The 15,732-nt window shown below is 57.9% G+C and carries 16 protein-coding genes; 5 read left to right on the forward strand and 11 right to left on the reverse strand.

What is annotated here, in order from left to right:
- Positions 1-23: 23 nt before the first annotated feature.
- The 9 genes from ACQQZ8_RS08665 to ACQQZ8_RS08705 all read right to left on the reverse strand — a co-directional run bounded on the left by ACQQZ8_RS08665 (position 24) and on the right by ACQQZ8_RS08705 (position 10,432).
- Positions 24-1,481, reverse strand: coding sequence for a hypothetical protein (locus ACQQZ8_RS08665; protein WP_431709442.1), 1,458 nt, complete (start codon positions 1,479-1,481; stop codon positions 24-26).
- A 51-nt stretch (positions 1,482-1,532) separates the two neighbouring features.
- The gene (gene nadD, locus ACQQZ8_RS08670) at positions 1,533-2,123 is read right to left on the reverse strand and encodes a nicotinate-nucleotide adenylyltransferase (protein ID WP_431712163.1); all 591 of its coding nucleotides are present in this window, start codon (positions 2,121-2,123) and stop codon (positions 1,533-1,535) included.
- A 48-nt stretch (positions 2,124-2,171) separates the two neighbouring features.
- Positions 2,172-2,432: a hypothetical protein gene (locus tag ACQQZ8_RS08675; RefSeq protein WP_431709443.1), complete on the reverse strand. Its 261-nt coding sequence runs from the start codon at positions 2,430-2,432 to the stop codon at positions 2,172-2,174.
- A gap of 45 nt (positions 2,433-2,477) precedes the next feature.
- The gene (locus ACQQZ8_RS08680; protein ID WP_431709444.1) at positions 2,478-3,764 is read right to left on the reverse strand and encodes a glutamate-5-semialdehyde dehydrogenase; all 1,287 of its coding nucleotides are present in this window, start codon (positions 3,762-3,764) and stop codon (positions 2,478-2,480) included.
- Positions 3,765-3,785: 21 nt separating this feature from the next.
- A complete protein-coding gene (proB, locus tag ACQQZ8_RS08685; protein ID WP_431709445.1) occupies positions 3,786-4,931 on the reverse strand; it encodes a glutamate 5-kinase in 1,146 nt (381 codons plus the stop codon).
- 5 nt (positions 4,932-4,936) lie between these two features.
- Positions 4,937-6,523 carry a GTPase ObgE gene (gene obgE / locus ACQQZ8_RS08690; protein WP_431709446.1) on the reverse strand — a complete coding sequence of 529 codons (1,587 nt, stop codon included), beginning with the start codon at positions 6,521-6,523 and terminating at the stop codon, positions 4,937-4,939.
- A 133-nt stretch (positions 6,524-6,656) separates the two neighbouring features.
- Positions 6,657-6,911 (reverse strand): 50S ribosomal protein L27, encoded by a 255-nt coding sequence (gene rpmA / locus ACQQZ8_RS08695; protein ID WP_265156077.1) that lies wholly within the window; start codon positions 6,909-6,911, stop codon positions 6,657-6,659.
- Positions 6,912-6,962: 51 nt separating this feature from the next.
- Positions 6,963-7,271, reverse strand: coding sequence for a 50S ribosomal protein L21 (rplU, locus tag ACQQZ8_RS08700; RefSeq protein WP_431709447.1), 309 nt, complete (start codon positions 7,269-7,271; stop codon positions 6,963-6,965).
- Positions 7,272-7,489: 218 nt separating this feature from the next.
- Positions 7,490-10,432, reverse strand: coding sequence for an Rne/Rng family ribonuclease (locus ACQQZ8_RS08705; protein ID WP_431709448.1), 2,943 nt, complete (start codon positions 10,430-10,432; stop codon positions 7,490-7,492).
- A 487-nt stretch (positions 10,433-10,919) separates the two neighbouring features.
- Between ACQQZ8_RS08705 and ACQQZ8_RS08710 the strand changes: the two genes are divergently transcribed.
- From ACQQZ8_RS08710 to ACQQZ8_RS08730, 5 genes are all read left to right on the forward strand, one after another.
- Positions 10,920-11,540 carry a vitamin K epoxide reductase family protein gene (locus tag ACQQZ8_RS08710; protein WP_431709449.1) on the forward strand — a complete coding sequence of 207 codons (621 nt, stop codon included), beginning with the start codon at positions 10,920-10,922 and terminating at the stop codon, positions 11,538-11,540.
- A 4-nt stretch (positions 11,541-11,544) separates the two neighbouring features.
- Positions 11,545-11,934 carry a DUF2809 domain-containing protein gene (locus ACQQZ8_RS08715; RefSeq protein WP_431709450.1) on the forward strand — a complete coding sequence of 130 codons (390 nt, stop codon included), beginning with the start codon at positions 11,545-11,547 and terminating at the stop codon, positions 11,932-11,934.
- Positions 11,935-12,072: 138 nt separating this feature from the next.
- Positions 12,073-12,672, forward strand: coding sequence for a GNAT family N-acetyltransferase (locus ACQQZ8_RS08720; protein WP_431709451.1), 600 nt, complete (start codon positions 12,073-12,075; stop codon positions 12,670-12,672).
- A 217-nt stretch (positions 12,673-12,889) separates the two neighbouring features.
- Positions 12,890-14,203, forward strand: coding sequence for an AI-2E family transporter (locus ACQQZ8_RS08725; RefSeq protein ID WP_431709452.1), 1,314 nt, complete (start codon positions 12,890-12,892; stop codon positions 14,201-14,203).
- Between the two features lie 353 nt (positions 14,204-14,556).
- Positions 14,557-14,724: a hypothetical protein gene (locus tag ACQQZ8_RS08730; protein WP_431709453.1), complete on the forward strand. Its 168-nt coding sequence runs from the start codon at positions 14,557-14,559 to the stop codon at positions 14,722-14,724.
- 113 nt (positions 14,725-14,837) lie between these two features.
- Here ACQQZ8_RS08730 and ndk read toward each other — a convergent pair whose 3' ends face one another.
- Positions 14,838-15,254 (reverse strand): nucleoside-diphosphate kinase, encoded by a 417-nt coding sequence (gene ndk, locus ACQQZ8_RS08735; RefSeq protein WP_431709454.1) that lies wholly within the window; start codon positions 15,252-15,254, stop codon positions 14,838-14,840.
- Between the two features lie 32 nt (positions 15,255-15,286).
- A complete protein-coding gene (locus ACQQZ8_RS08740) occupies positions 15,287-15,727 on the reverse strand; it encodes a DUF4233 domain-containing protein (RefSeq protein ID WP_431709455.1) in 441 nt (146 codons plus the stop codon).
- Positions 15,728-15,732: the final 5 nt, after the last annotated feature.

Here is a 15,732-nt window from a genome sequence, read left to right on the forward strand (position 1 = left end):
AATTATACGTCAGCAACTATGGACTAGTTGCTGAACATCATGATGATACCGGCCACCAGTGCAATACCGCCTACCGCGAGGGCTGCAATCATTGCCAAGTACATATTATTCGCACGACGTACGCCCGCGGTCTGGGCATCTAAGGGCTGCAAGCCTTGAGCATCTACTGCGCCAACGCGTGGCAAGTCCACTACGTCAAAGGCAACTTCCTCGGCAACCTCATTGGCTACCGCGGCACTGGCTTGCACCGGCTTTGGCTTCGGAGTTTCCGTCTGGCGCTTGGCAGCAGGTTTTGCTGGGGTCTTGGCGGCAGGTTTCGGCGCGGGTTTAGTGCCAGGTTTTGCAGCGACCGGTTTAGGTGCGGGTTTCGCGGGTGCCGCCTTGCCTGTGGACTCAATATCCAGCGCAACGCTCTCGGTTTTCGGTCCGGAAACGCCCGATCGCGCTACCGAATCTTCGAACTCGCGAATATTACCCAGGGCTCCGGTGAACGGATCCGATGAGGTATCTTCCTTACCAGCCTTGACGTTTTCTTGACGCAACCGCTCACGTTCGGCAGCGCGACGCGAAATGATGGCGGCGCGTGCCGCCATTTCACGTTGATGCGCTAGAACCTCTAAGTCGATTTCACTATCGTCATCGCTGAGCAGGTTCGGGTCAACGGGTGGTGCCGGGGCATGCTGGCGGCGAGCCGCTAGCGCTTCCTCGACGCTCATCACAGTAGTTTCCGGGTCGTCATCTGTGGTCTTAGCGACTGCCGGCTTACTACTTGGGCTCTGAGCTTTCTTCCCTTCGCCAGCAGATGCACTGCCCTTCTGCTGTTCTGCGAGAGCTTGAAGGCGCAATTGGCGACGGGTCAACGGCTTCGGCTCTACCGCTGGTTCTGCCGTAGGAATATTTGTGGTGAGCTCCGAAACTTCTTCCTGCAAACGCCGACGCTCACGTAAGGCTTCGCGGTCGCGTGCCCGGCGTAATGAAGCGCGCTCCCCCAATACCGGCTCGGTGCTTTGAGGTGCTTCACTTTGCGTGGATGCTGGAGCCGCTGGCTTAGCCGCAGCTGCGTCAGCCGGCTTGGCGCCGGGTTTCTCCGCAGCAGTTTTAGCCGCTGTTGCCTTGGGCGCAGAATTCGTCGATTCACTCTTGGCAGTGGAGGACACCGGTTTGGAAGCGGGCTTCGCGGCCGGAGCTGCTGGCTTCGCGGTATTGCTCGGTGCAGGGCTCGCTGGGGCAGGTTTTGCTGGTGTAGCTGCTTTCTTTGCTGCTGGTACCGGGGTAGCTTTCGCGGGCTCTTGTTTGGCAGCTGGCGGCTTGGCAACCTTGGGCTGATTGGAAGGGGATTCGGCTTGAATTTCTTGTTCTTTAGCCGCTTGTTCACGGGCTTCTTGTTCGGCTCTGCTGTTAGCCAGCAGGGCTTCCATTTCTGCCCGCCGCTTTTCACGCAGAGCTCGCCGGCTTGAAGCCGGCTGCGTGTTATCGCTCATCCTGTCCTTCTCCCGACCGCATAGAGGATTATCTACACCCTTATCTAGTGATTATGCCGTGTTGAGGGTGTCACTTGAGGGGTGCGACTCGGTATACAGTCCATATTTTGCAATGTACTGCACCACACCGTCCGGCACTAAATACCATACCGGTTTACCGCCAGCCACGCGGGCACGACAGTCGGTAGAGGAAATCGATAGTGCGGGGATTTCCAGTTCAGAGGCACTGTCCTGCGCCACCTCGGGCATCTGATGTCCGGGTCGGGTGACGCCCACAAAATGCGCTAAGTCCCAGAGCTGATCGGCATCCTTCCAGCTCATAATCTGACTCATTGCGTCAGCGCCGGTGATGAAGAACAACTCCGCCTCGGGACGCTCGGCTTGCAGGTCACGCAGGGTATCGATGGTGTAGGTATCCCCACCACGGTCGATATCTACCCGGCTGACGGTAAAGCGGGGATTTGACGCGGTAGCGATCACCGTCATCAGGTAACGCATTTCAGCGGGAGTCACTGTCCTGTCAGCTTTTTGCCAGGGCTGCCCAGTGGGGACGAACACCACTTCGTCCAGATCATATTCGGCGGCAACCTCGCTGGCAGCTACCAAGTGACCATTGTGGATGGGGTCAAAAGTACCGCCCATTACGCCGAGGCGGAATGGGCGGTGCTGTGCTGAAGAATTCACTAGTGGCTAGTGCTTAGTCTCGTGAACCTTAGTCTGCCGGTGGATGTCTTGTGGTTCAGGCTTTGCTTGGTGACGATTACCAACGTTGGTGTACGACAGGGTCACCAGCAGGCCAATCATCAGGGCAACAAAGATCGCCCCACCGATGAGCAAGGCCCAGGTGTCGCCGGAAAGGCCGGATTCGGTAGCTGCTACAGCTAGGTACAGAGCGTTCAAGTGACTCTCCAGATACTCATAGTGATCAACGGCCAACCATCGATCAACCACTTACGATACGTTCTTCTACATCCTACCGAAAACGGTAGACAGAAACTATTTACGAATATGTCCGTCGCCCTGAACCACCCATTTGGTGGTGGTCAGTTCGCTCAGACCCATCGGCCCGCGAGCGTGAATCTTCTGCGTTGAGATTCCTACTTCGGCACCTAAGCCTAGTTGTCCCCCGTCAGTGAAGCGCGTTGAGGCGTTGACAATCACCGCAGCCGAGTCAATTTCAGCGATAAAACGTTCGGAGTTTTTCAGGTCGCTAGTAATGATTGCTTCGGTATGTCCGGTGGAATACTGGCGAATGTGCTCCAAGGCCTCATCCATGTCGCTGACCAGTTTCACCGCGATATCCAGATCTAGGTATTCATTGGCCCAGTCGCCTTCACCGGCGATTACCGGAGACAGTTCCGCAGCGAGTTCTGCGGCAGCAGCGTCGGTGTGCAAGTTGACCCCCGCCTGGCGCAGTTCTTTGAGTACCGGCAGAGCAGCCGCCGCATTGTGGTGAATGAGTAGGGTTTCCACGGTGTTGCATACACTTGGCCGCTGAGTTTTGGCGTTCAGCAAGATATCAATGGCCATTTCGGTGTCGGCGCTTTGATCAATGTAAATATGCACATTGCCTTCACCGGTTTCGATAACCGGGACCTTGGCGGTGGTGACTACCCGCTGGATTAGTTCCCGGCCGCCGCGTGGAATCAGTACATCGATTTTGCCCCGGGCACCCATCATGGCGTCCGCGCCAGGGCGTCCGTATTCGTCCACCGAGATCACCAGATCCCGGGGCAGTGAAACCTTCTCTAAAGCGTCACGGATCAAACCGACTAGCGCCATGTTGGAGTTCAAAGCAGCTGAGCCACCGCGCAGTAAGACGGCGTTGCCGCTCTTCAGTGACAGTCCGGCAATATCAACGGTGACGTTCGGGCGCGCTTCGTAGATTGTGCCGATCACGCCCATGGGCACGTGTATCTGGCGCATCCGCAACCCATTAGGCAACGTTTCTCCGCGCATGACCCGGCCCACCGGATCTGGGAGTCCGGCTAGCTCTTCAAGGGCGGAGATCAGCCCGTCGATACGTGCGTCATCGAGTTTCAAGCGATCCAGCATCGCCTTGGAGGTTCCGCGTTCGCGACCCTCTTCCAAATCCTTGGCGTTAGCCGCAAGGATCATTGGACGGTTCTGATCTAGGGTTTTTCCGATTTGACGCAGTGCACGGTCTTTCCAGTCCCGGTTTGCCCGGGCAAGAACGCGCGAAGCTTTACGTGCTCGGTCGGCCAAAGAATTAATGGCCGTTACGGTATCGGTGCTGTCGATGTTTACTGCTTCCAGACTCATATATCTATGATAGGAACCGGTCTAGAGCAAGGCTAGATCATCGACATGTATCACCGAGCGTTCGTAACCTTCACCGAGCCAAGTGGTGAGCTGGTTGGTGGTACGTCCCAGCATTGCGGGAAGTTCATGCGAGGCGTAATTCACTAGTCCGCGCGCAAACACTTTGCCGTGCTGATCGCAGATCTCTACGGCGTCACCGGCTTCGAAGTCACCGGACACCGCAGTGATTCCGGCGGCCAACAGCGAATTTTCGCCACTGCGCACCGCACGGGTAGCCCCGGCATCCACGGTCAATTTGCCCTGCGGGCTCGCTAGGTGAGCCAGCCATACATCACGCGCCGAACGACGGGTGTTGCGTGCCGCGAACCAGGTGCCCACGTCGTTCCCAGCTAGAGCTTGAGCGGCATTGTCTGCGGAGGTCACGAGCACGGGGATTCCCGATGAGGAACTCATCACCGCTGCCTCGACCTTGGTGATCATGCCGCCGGTGCCCACCCCGGCCTCCCCCGCGGTACCCAGATTTACGGCATCCAGCTCGCGCGGATGCTTGATCACCGGGATACGGTTTCCTCCGTGACGTGGGTGGGCGTCATAGACCGAGTCCACATCGGAAAGCAGCAGCAGCGCGTCGGCCTTGATCAGGTGGGCGACCAGCGAAGCCAACCGGTCGTTATCCCCGAAGCGGATCTCGTGGGTGGCCACCGCGTCGTTCTCGTTGATGATGGGTAGCACCCCGAGTCCCAGCAGTCGGGTGAGTGAACGCAGCGCGTTGGTGTAGCTTTGCCGGCGGCTCAGATCATCGGCGGTCAGCAGCACCTGAGCGACGGTTAGACCGTGAGTAGCGAACTCGTTGGTGTATTGCGCCAGTAAGAGTCCCTGCCCTACAGCTGCAGCCGCCTGCTGGGTAGCCAGGTCCTTGGGACGCTTGGCTAGACCCAATGGAGCGAAGCCCGCGGCCATGGCCCCGGAAGAGACCAATACGACTTCGGTGCCGCGGCTAGCTACCATAGCGAGCGCGTCGACCAAGGCTTTCAGCCGCTCGTGGGAGATCCCACCTTCCATGGTGGTCAAAGACGAGGACCCCACCTTAACCACCAGCCGCTGCGCCTGCGGCAGCTGGCTGCGCAGGGTGATGGCAGAGAGGGTCTTGGTCGCGCGCAGGCTCATGTGCGTTAGTCTTCCTTCTTTTCGTCCCCGGTGTGTGGGCGCTGCCGCTTGGCCTTAGCCTGGACACTTTCTGTCCAGATCCCGGCCTTGCGTTCGGCTTCTAGCTCCGCTCGTGCGGCAGCCTTCGCCGCCTTACGTTCATCATGTTCGGCACGCTTCTGCTCACGGGTTGGACGGCTGCGGTCTTCCAAGCGCACGTCCTCGCCGCGACGGCCACCGCCAAGAAGCTCCGCTCCAGCGGCCATGGTTGGCTCCCAGTCAAAGACCACCGAGTTTTCCTCGGCACCGATGACTACCGCCTCCCCCGGTTTGGCGCCGGCCCGGAACAGACCATCTTCCACACCCAAGCGGTTCAAACGGTCCGCCAGGTAACCCACGGCTTCATCATTAGAGAAATCGGTCTGCATAATCCAGCGTTCCGGTTTCTCACCGACGACCCGCCACAGTGGTTCAAGGTTCTGTTCCTCGCGGCGGATAAGGAATTCCTTCTTGTTCACCGAGCGTGGACGGATCACCGGCACTTCGACCACCGGTGCTTCATGCTCGACCTTAGCGCGTGCCTCTGAAACTAATTCAGCCATGGCAAAGGACAGTTCACGCAATCCATTACGCGAAAGCGCAGAGATCTCAAAGACCCGATAACCACGTTTTTCGAGTTCTGGACGCACAAATTCGGCCATGTCGGCCCCGTCTGGCATATCTACTTTGTTGAGCGCCACCAATTTTGGTCGCTCGGTGAGCGGCACGATAGTCCCATCGGTTCCGGCGTAGGAGGAATCGACCTCATAGGCGGCCAGTTCGGCTTCAATCACCTCAAGGTCGGTAATGGGGTCACGGTCCGACTCCAGCGAGGCACCGTCAAGCACATGCACGATCGCTGCGCAGCGTTCGACGTGGCGCAGGAACTCATGACCCAGCCCCTTGCCTTCGGAAGCGCCCGGGATGAGACCCGGCACATCGGCCACGGTGTAACGCACTTCACCGGCTTGAACCACGCCGAGATTGGGGACCAGAGTGGTGAATGGGTAGTCGGCGATCTTCGGCCGGGCGGCGGATAGCGCGGCAATCAGCGAGGATTTACCTGCCGAGGGGTAACCGACCAAAGCGATGTCCGCCACGGTCTTCAACTCGAGGACTAGATCATTTTGCTGACCGGGAATACCCAGCAAAGCGAAGCCCGGGGCTTTGCGCTTTTCCGAGGCAATGGCGGCGTTACCCAAACCACCCTGACCACCGGCGGCGGCGAGGTACTCGTCTCCGATATTCACCAAATCGGCAAGGATGTCCCCGTCACGGGTTTTAATGATGGTGCCGGCCGGGACGGGCAGAATCAGGTCCTCGCCCTGCTTACCCGGACGTAACCCGCCCTTGCCTGGTTCACCATTGCCGGCTTTGCGGTGCGGCAGGTGGTGGAAGTCCAACAGGGTGGTGACCTGCGGGGAGACTCGCAGGATGATGTCTCCACCGTTACCCCCGTTGCCTCCGTCGGGTCCACCTAGGGGTTTGAATTTCTCTCGGTGGATGGAAACACAGCCATGTCCACCATTACCGGCGGTGACATGTAGTGTTACGCGATCAACGAATGCGGCCACGGGGGTTCTTCTCCTTGAATAAGGGGATACGAGATCTACTCGTCATTAAGTCTAGCTAAACGCACGCAAGGGGTGAGCCGGAATCCCGGCCCACCCCTTGACGTACTAAAAAAGTTTTGCCTGTTGCCTATACTTAGGCGGCAGAAACCACGTTCACCACGCGGCGACCACGACGGGTGCCGAACTCAACCGCACCAGCGGTCAGGGCGAACAAGGTGTCATCCTTGCCACGTCCAACGCCGGCACCTGGGTGGAAGTGGGTGCCACGCTGACGAACGATGATTTCGCCTGCGTTGACTTCCTGGCCACCGAAGCGCTTAACGCCTAGGAACTGTGGATTCGAGTCGCGACCGTTTTTGGTCGAGCTCGCACCTTTCTTACTTGCCATAGCTTAAACCTCTTTCGCTACAAATATTCTTGTTCTACGATACGCCCAAAATTAGGCGATCGAGGTGACCTTGACCTTGGTCAAAGCGGCACGGAAGCCCTGGCGCTTCTTGTAACCGGTCTTGTTCTTGTACTTCTGGATAACGATCTTCGGGCCGCGAAGGTTTTCAACAACCTCAGCGGTAACCTTGACCTTTGCCAGCTCGTCAGCGGCGGAAGTTACCTTCTCGCCATCAACCAACAGCAGAGCCGGAAGCTCAATGGAGCTGCCTGCGGCAGCCTGAAGACGGTCAACGGTGATGAGGTCTCCAACGGAAACCTTCTCCTGGTGGCCGCCTGCGCGGACAATTGCGTACACCACGTGGGTACTCACTTCTACTCGACGTTTATTGTCTTACCGGCGCAGAAATCTACCCTTATTCCTTCGGCTAGGAACGATCCGGGGATCTCATGCGCTTGTGCCTTGACGCCGAGCGGAAAAACCGTGATCTTGGCGTTTAGCACCGATGAACTAGATTACGCTAGAAAACGCTGCCGGGGCAAATGAAAACCGCTCCGGCGCGCCCTGCGTGATCAGGATCATCTTTTCAGTTCGCGTACCGGAACCCCCACTCCAAGCATCACTGGCGCTGCAGCTGGCTCGGTGGTGGTAACGCTTGGCTTACTGAGTGTCTCCATCTGCACACGGTTACCCGTGGCATTGGCGACGTCGCTCACAACAACCTCTGCGTTCGCATCCCCCTGAGCCGAGGTGGCTCGGCGGCTGCGGCGCTTTGGTTTTGTGGAACTCTGTACTGCGGCAGCAACCGGTGCGGGCACAGTCTCTGCTGCCGGCTGATCTGTGGCCGTGGCCGGCAGCGCGAGACCGGTGAGAACCGGCTGCTCCTGCTCAGTGCGATCGGTAGCCTGGGGCGCGGTGGCGCGTCGGCTGCCGCGTCCGGTCTTCGCCGCTGCTGCGGGAGCCGGATCCGGGCTAGTTTCTGGCTGCTGCTCAACTGCCTGCTCAGCCTCCGAAGCCTGCGTGCTCGACTCTTCAGCGCTCACCGAAGAACGCGAGCGTGAACGAGAGCGTCGCCGCTGCTTGCGGGCCCGGTTGGACTCGCCATTCTCCGTCTGCTCCTGGGCACGTTCTCCCATCGGCAGCACCGCTTCCAGCTCTTCGAGGCTCGCCGGGGTGGCGGCAGGCTTCTGAGCGCCGATAACCTCACCGGCGCCGGGGGTCTCGGTACTGTCGGTCAGGTGTGAGGCTGCGGCAATGTTAGCCAGTGCGCTACGAGTTGCTTCGGTCTTCTCAGCGTTCTGCGACTCGTGCTGCGTGCCTTCTGCGGGCTTAGTGTGCTCGCTCTCCTGCTGTCCTGAGCGACGGCGGCGGCTGGAACGACTGCTGCCGGACTTAGCCTCCTGGCCCTTCTTCGCATGGGACTCCCCGTGCGAGTTAAAGCTCTTGCGGTGCTCAATGGGTTCTTCGTGGGTGATGACACCGCTGCCGGCACAATGTTCGCAAGACTCGCCAAAGACTTCTAACAGGCCGGTGCCCATCCGCTTACGCGTCATCTGCACCAGCCCCAGGCTGGTGACCTCAGCGACCTGGTGCTTGGTCCGGTCACGGCCCAAGCATTCGACCAGGCGGCGCAGCACGAGGTCACGGTTGGCTTCCAAGACCATGTCAATGAAGTCGATCACGATGATCCCACCGATATCGCGCAGGCGCAGCTGACGGACGACTTCTTCGGCCGCTTCCAAGTTGTTCTTGGTCACGGTTTCTTCCAGGTTGCCACCGGAACCGGTGAACTTCCCGGTGTTCACGTCCACCACGGTCATCGCTTCGGTACGATCGATGACCAGCGAGCCACCGGATGGCAGGAAGACCTTGCGGTCTAGGGCCTTGGTGATCTGTTCATCAATCCGGTACTGAGCAAAGATATCCTCATCGGAGGTCCACTGTTCAAGACGACCCAGCAGATCCGGGGCCACGTACATGACATAGGCCTCAATGGTGTCCCAGGCTTGGCTGCCGGAGACGATCAGCTTGGTGAAGTCTTCGTTGAACACATCACGGACCACCTTGATGGTCAGATCCGGTTCCGAATAGAGCAACTCAGGAGCCAGCGTCTTGCTGGAGGTGGACTGAGCTTCGATGCCCTCCCACTGAGCGCGCAGTCGGTTGATGTCGTTCATCAACTCTTCTTCGCTTGCCCCTTCGGCAGCGGTACGCACGATCACACCGGCGTCTTCTGGCAGGTGATCCTTCAGGATCTTCTTCAGCCGCTGACGTTCCACATCGGGCAGCTTGCGGGAGATCCCGGTCATCGAACCGCCGGGAACGTACACCAAATAGCGTCCGGGCAAAGAGACCTGACTGGTCAAGCGGGCACCCTTATGACCCACCGGGTCCTTGGTGACCTGAACCAGCACCGAGTCTCCGGCCTTCAAGGCGTTCTCGATGCGGCGCGGCTGGCCTTCCAACCCGGCAACATCCCAGTTCACTTCGCCGGCATAAAGCACAGCGTTGCGGCCACGGCCAATGTCCACGAACGCGGCTTCCATGGAAGGCAGGACGTTTTGCACCTTACCGAGGTACACGTTGCCAATCAGCGAATCCTGTTGGGTCTTCGACACGAAATGCTCGGCCAGCACCCCATCTTCCAGCACACCAATCTGGATCCGATCTTCACGTTGGCGCACAATCATCTGGCGTTCCACCGACTCGCGGCGAGCTAAGAACTCGGCTTCGGTGATCACATGGCGGCGACGGCCGGTCTCCCGCGATTCACGCCGGCGCTGACGCTTGGCTTCCAAGCGGGTCGAACCGCGCAGCGCGGTGACCTTATTCGAGGCGTGGCTGTCCACGCTGGTGCGTGGGGCACGGACCCGGGTGACGGTATTGGGTGGATCGTCCTGCGATCCCCCTTCCAACTCCAGGTCTACCTCACCGCGACGGCGGCGACGCCGACGGCGTGAGGTCACCTCTTCGGACTCGTGCTCATCATCCTCTGCAGGCTGCTCGGCGCGCACTGGCTTCGCCTTCGGGATGGCGTGACGCACCACGGTATGGGCAGCCTCGGGAACGGCGAACGGGTTGATCATCATGATGCTGCCATGTTCGGCCAAGAGCGCACCGGTGTGATCCTCAACTTCTTCGGGCGCTGCAGGCTGCTCAGCAACCTGTGGCTGGGTCACCGCGGCAGTTTTCACCGGCTGGTCCTGAGCGGTGCCAGGAAGCTTCGCGGCCACTGACTGCTGCTGGTCAGTATCGGTGTTCTGTGCGGCACGTTGCGCGCGGCGTTCGGCTTGACGGTTCATCCGCGCGGTGTCCGGGGTGTTGACCGGGGTGCGGCGCGTAATGCGCAAGCGGTTCAGATTTGGTTCCACACCGGCGGCCGCGTTCAACTCAGCCAAGGTCATTGCCTGACGCAATGGACGGGCCGGGGTGGTGGCAACAGTCGTGCGACGGGCACGAGTCGAGCGGTTACCGCGCTTATTTCCGCCGGAACCACCCTTGCGTTCTTTTGATGCGCTCATCAGGTTCGCGTACTCCTCTAAAACATTTCAACGCCCGCGCTTCCACAGACAGCGCAGCGGTTGAAACTCTATGTATTTATGCCTACAGCCAGCCATTTCAGGCCTACCGGGCAACAAAGTCCTGTGTCATTCCGCCTGACCATATTCGCCGTAGATGCACTATTGCACCGCGGCGAATAAGGCACGGTCAACGGGGTGCTTTAAAACCGACTGTTTTCCTTTACAGTCCTTCGATCCGCGGTCTTCGTCCGGGAGGCGCACTTTAGGGCACTCAACCGGAGCGATACATCGCCTGTCGATCTGTCGTTCAAAGTCTCTCGTTGGGTTGAAAACAGACTGTGGATCCGTGAACAACCACTCATATTCTCTCATATTCATGCGCAACACGTTTCATGGCTCCTAACTTTCACACAGCAAACCCTCTTAGGATGATCAGGACAGCTGCGCTTTGCCGTGCAATTCCACGAACATATGGACTAGACAGAAGATGATTTCTACCCACGAAAAATCCTCTACTCCGGGCGTGTTGCCCTGGTGGAGTAGCAACCGCGGATTCGGTGTCTTGGCCGCACTGACAGGACTGGTGGCTTTTATCGCTTCCGGGATTCTGGTGCTGGAACGTCTTGAGCTATACAAAAACCCGGATTACGTCACCAGCTGTGATTTCAGCCCGTGGGTTTCCTGCGGCACCGTGATGAAGTCTTGGCAAGCTGCCCTCTTCGGCTTCCCTAATCCATTTATCGGCATCGTTGGTTTTGCCATCGTGATCACCGTGGGGATGGCCATGCTGTCCGGGGCTAAGTTCGCCAAGTGGTACTGGCTTGGCTTCCAGCTGGGCATCACCTTCGCCATGGGTTTCATTATCTGGCTTTGGTCTCAGGCGTTATATGACATCAACGCCTTGTGCCTGTACTGCATGGTGGTCTGGGCCATGACCATCCCGTTATTCGTCCACACCACCGCCCGCAACATCATTCATGGTGTCTTGCCGGCCGGAGCCGGGTTGAAGAAGTTCGCCGCCGAGTGGTCCTGGGTGATCACCGTCGTGCTACTCCTCGTGACCGCCGCGAGCATCATGGCACGATTCCCGAATGCGTTCTTCGGCTAGTTCAGTGAAACGACGACTCACCTTGGGGATCACCGCACTCGCGGTGGTCCCCCTTGGTTTATTCCTGCGCTTCTTACCCTTGGGGCTCTTTGCAGATGTAGCTGGCGGGGCACTGTATGCGGTGTTGATCTACTTGTTACTCGGGGTTCTCGCCCCAGCAACCAGCGCCTGGCGGCTTGGCACGCTGGCGTTAGCTTGGTGCTGGGCGATGGAGTTCTTGCAGTTAACAATGCTTCCTGCCATGTGGGCTGCGCAGCTGCCGGTGCTCCGTCTGGTTTTTGGTACCGGCTTCGCCAGCTGGGACCTGCTTGCTTATACCTTCGGGATCCTGCTGGTGATTATCTTTGATCAGCTGCTGGTCAGAAACTACACCAGAGCCAAGCAGCTGAGCTAGACCGGTGTGTCGGAGCGCTGTGCGCCAGGAATTTTCCGCGAGTTCTTCGGGGCAAATAGCTGGGTGTGCACAAGAAATTTCAACCGCAGAAGGTGAGCTATCACCCATATTGCGGAAGAAAAGGACTAGGTTTAAGATATGGCCTCTACGAACTGGAATACAGAAACCGCTCAGGACTACGGCATTAACTTGCTAGTTTCCGAAAATATTCGGCTACGCGAATTACAGGAAGAAGACCTGCCGCTGCTGGCAGGTTGGTGGAATAGCCCGGAATTTATGGCTTTGCAGGGACATATCGTCTTGCCGCATCCGCGCACCGAGGCCGCAGAAATTTTTCGGACGTGGAGTCAAAACAAGGGCATGAAGGACGGCATTGGGCTGTGCATCACCCTGCCAGACGACACGTTGGTTGGTCACACGGCCTTATATGACTACCAAGCGTCCTCCCGCTGCGCGGAACTGATGATCATGATCGGCGGTTCTTATGTGGGTCAGGGGTACGGTTCAGAAGCAACCAAGATGATCGTGGACTTCGGATTCCGCGAAATGGGGCTGAACCGGATCGGTTTGGGCGTCTGGGAATATAACGAACGAGCCCTGCGCACCTTCGCCAAGGCCGGATTCCGCGAAGAAGGACGTATGCGCCAAGCAGGCTTCCACAATGGGAAGTTTCACGACAAGATTCTACTGAGCCAACTGGCCGATGATTACTTCAGCTCGACCACAGCCAGTTCCTAAGCAGATTGCTGCTTATCAGCCGCACTGGGCGGTGGTCCAATGAACCGGTCCCTGATTCTCTGCTCACTATCGAAGCGGCGTACATAGCATGTTGGATTGTTTTTAGAGCTGCTCGTCGTAGCGATATTTAATTCCATCCTTTGGACGTGTCACAAACTGCGTGCCGCTGACTAGCCTATTGTTTAAGGTATTCGTCAGCATTCACGTAGGAGCGAACATGGCTTTCTTCCGCAAAGGCACGACGGCTCGGCGGGCTGCGCAGCATCCGCCCTCCCCCGTCGTCACCGCGGCCAAATCTTCGGATCATCCCGAATTTACCGTGCAGGGCCTCTGGACCGACGTGGCAGGCCGCCTCGGAATTCGTTGTCTGCAGATTCTCATTATCGGCACCGTCGCCAGTTTCCTGATTCTGGGGATGCTGCGGTTGACGATGATCGTGATCCCCACCCTGATCGCACTGATTCTGGCCTGTGCACTGTGGCCGCTGGTGGTTCGGCTGCGTCGGGTCATGTCACCCATGCTCGCCGCGTGGGTCGTTTTCCTCGGCTCGTTACTGGTGCTCGGCGGGATTGGTACCGGCCTAGTGTTCTCGGTGATCAATGAATGGTCCACCTTGGTCAATCAGGCTGTCGAGGGCTTTAACCAGCTCAACGAACTTGTCCAGCGTTTCATCGGAGACATGCCGTTCACCATCGATCAGGCGCAAATCGATAGTGCCGTGGAAACAGTCACCTCCTTCATCACCAGTTCGCAATTTGGTGCGGGAGCGCTCAATACTCTCACCGCCGCGGGCAGCTTTGTGACTGGATTGATCTTGTTGCTGGTGATCTTGTTCTTCTTCTTGAAAGACGGCGACCGGATCTGGGCTTTCTTCATCTCTTGGACCCCCCAGCACTTCCGTCACAAGTGGATCACCTCAGGTGACCGAGCATTGCACACCTTCGGCGGTTACATCCGCGGAACCTCGATTGTGGCAGCCGTGGATGCCGTTGGTATTACCGCTACCCTGCTGATCCTGCAGGTGCCTTTGGCCATCCCGCTAGGTGTGGTGGTCTTCCTCGGTTCATTCATCCCCATGGTCGGTGCCACGGTTGCCGGTATTTTGGCGACCTTGGTGGCGCTAGTGACCAACGGCCCAATCATCGCCTTGATCGTGTTAGCCGCGGTGATTCTGGTGAACCAGCTCGAAGGTAACTTCCTCCAACCGGTGGTGATGGCTCAAGCACTGAACCTGCACGCACTGGTGATTTTGATGGCGCTGACCGCCGGCACCGTGCTCGGCGGCATTGTGGGAGCCGTGCTCGCCGTGCCTTTGACCGCTGTGGGCTGGGGAATTATCAAGGTATGGACCGACCGCGAGAACCCGCATGCGGTGCAACAAGCCAAAGAACAAATCCACCATATGGCACAGTTGCGTAAGGAAGATCAGGCCATTGCGAGCCTCGAAGAAAAGGAAGAGCAAGCCGAGAAGCTCCAAGAAGCGGCCGAAGCGCTTGGCGAATCCGAAGAAAAGACGCAAGGAAAAGACTAACTCTCGGCTCGGCCACTATGCTGCGCTCCGCTGACAAGCAGGCCCAGCATAGTGGCTTTTCTTTGGCTAAAGACTGCTCCAATGCACCAATCGCACAGACGAACCGGATAAACCACGCAAATTGCGACACGTGACTTCTGCCGACCCGCGCCTTGCCTTTTGATAACTGGTTAGGGTTATTATGTGTCAAGCGCATTACTCTGCGGAAGTTTGTGCTCTTTGGGGATGTGGACCGTTATCCAGTGTGAAATGCTGGCAAGGTTCCGGTGAAATGAGAGCACTTGGGGCAACCGGAAGCAGGTATCAGGTATAGCCACGCATTCTATCGAGTTCGTGGACAAGGAAGGTTACCCATGCTGAATTTTAAATATGAGAATGCTCCACAGCAGCAGGCTGCCGGCTCAGATGTACTCGTAAACGAAACCGCTGGCACAAATGCCGGGGACTCTGACTGGGCCGATACCGCCAACACACTGCCGCCAGTGAAGGATTCTGGTAATACCTTGGGCGGCTGGCTCTAGGCCAGCTCCAAGATTCTTAGTGATCAGGCCACGTGCACCTGAGCTAATCACACAATCAGAAAAGCACCCGACATCACCATGATGTCGGGTGCTTTTGACGTTTTGACCCTGGCTTAGTTACCGAACCAGATGCCGATTTCGCGTTCTGCTGATTCGACCGAGTCTGAACCATGAACGAGGTTCTGCTGAACCTTCAGACCCCAGTCGCGACCGAAGTCACCGCGGATGGTTCCCGGGGCTGCGGTCGTTGGGTCGGTCGTGCCAGCCAGCGAACGGAAGCCAGCGATCACACCGTGGCCCTCGGCCACAATGGCCACTACCGGGCCGGAAAGCATGAACTCCACCAGTGGCTCGTAGAATGGTTTGCCTTCGTGTTCGGCGTAGTGCTGGGCCAGCAGCTCACCGGTGGCATCCATTTGCTCCAGCTTGCTGATGGTGTAACCCTTGGCTTCGATACGAGCCAGGATCTGACCGGTCAGACCACGCTTGACACCGTCAGGCTTGACGAGGATCAGAGTACGTTCGGACATTTATTACCTCTTCGACTAGTGAAATTCTTCTCTTAGGATTCTACCGGTGGGTTATTACGTTCCCATTCGGCTTGTTCGGCTGCGCGGCGTTTATTTTCGATATCCATCTGTTCGCCCTTATGCAGCGCGTACCACCAGCAAGCTGCAAAAGCGGCACCTATATAGAACATGTCCCAGGCCACGAAGCCACACAAGATGAATAGCAGCTGAATGATCCAGCCCATGACGATGCCCGCTGGCTTCCGCAGGAAGGCGCAGGTGATAATGCACAGCGCCATCAGCACCGCACCGCCGCTAAGGATCAGCACTTCGGAAACTTCCGAGCGCTTAAGTCCTAGAACGTTCAGCGTGAAGAATAGTGCGACAAACGCTTCTAAACTCAGCACCGAGGAAGCCAGTGTGATTTTCAAAGACCGTGGCTTCTTGGTCATGCCCGGACGCCATTCGCGTTGGGCTCGGGTTAACCGTGCCATGAGTA

The sequence above is a fragment of the Glutamicibacter uratoxydans genome, assembly GCF_050753455.1.
GTDB lineage: Bacteria > Actinomycetota > Actinomycetes > Actinomycetales > Micrococcaceae > Glutamicibacter > Glutamicibacter uratoxydans_A.

Bases quoted from the DNA above. Each gene is read 5' to 3' on its own strand.
- ACQQZ8_RS08665 (WP_431709442.1), bottom strand. From the start codon at position 1,481: ATGAGCGATAACACGCAGCCGGCTTCAAGCCGGCGAGCTCTGCGTGAA.
- nadD (WP_431712163.1), bottom strand. From the start codon at position 2,123: ATGGGCGGTACTTTTGACCCCATCCACAATGGTCACTTGGTAGCTGCC.
- ACQQZ8_RS08680 (WP_431709444.1), bottom strand. From the start codon at position 3,764: ATGAGTCTGGAAGCAGTAAACATCGACAGCACCGATACCGTAACGGCC.
- proB (WP_431709445.1), bottom strand. From the start codon at position 4,931: ATGAGCCTGCGCGCGACCAAGACCCTCTCTGCCATCACCCTGCGCAGC.
- rpmA (WP_265156077.1), bottom strand. From the start codon at position 6,911: ATGGCAAGTAAGAAAGGTGCGAGCTCGACCAAAAACGGTCGCGACTCG.
- ACQQZ8_RS08705 (WP_431709448.1), bottom strand. From the start codon at position 10,432: ATGAGCGCATCAAAAGAACGCAAGGGTGGTTCCGGCGGAAATAAGCGC.
- ACQQZ8_RS08710 (WP_431709449.1), top strand. From the start codon at position 10,920: ATGATTTCTACCCACGAAAAATCCTCTACTCCGGGCGTGTTGCCCTGG.
- ACQQZ8_RS08720 (WP_431709451.1), top strand. From the start codon at position 12,073: ATGGCCTCTACGAACTGGAATACAGAAACCGCTCAGGACTACGGCATT.
- ACQQZ8_RS08725 (WP_431709452.1), top strand. From the start codon at position 12,890: ATGGCTTTCTTCCGCAAAGGCACGACGGCTCGGCGGGCTGCGCAGCAT.
- ACQQZ8_RS08730 (WP_431709453.1), top strand. From the start codon at position 14,557: ATGCTGAATTTTAAATATGAGAATGCTCCACAGCAGCAGGCTGCCGGC.
- ndk (WP_431709454.1), bottom strand. From the start codon at position 15,254: ATGTCCGAACGTACTCTGATCCTCGTCAAGCCTGACGGTGTCAAGCGT.
- ACQQZ8_RS08740 (WP_431709455.1), bottom strand. From the start codon at position 15,727: ATGGCACGGTTAACCCGAGCCCAACGCGAATGGCGTCCGGGCATGACC.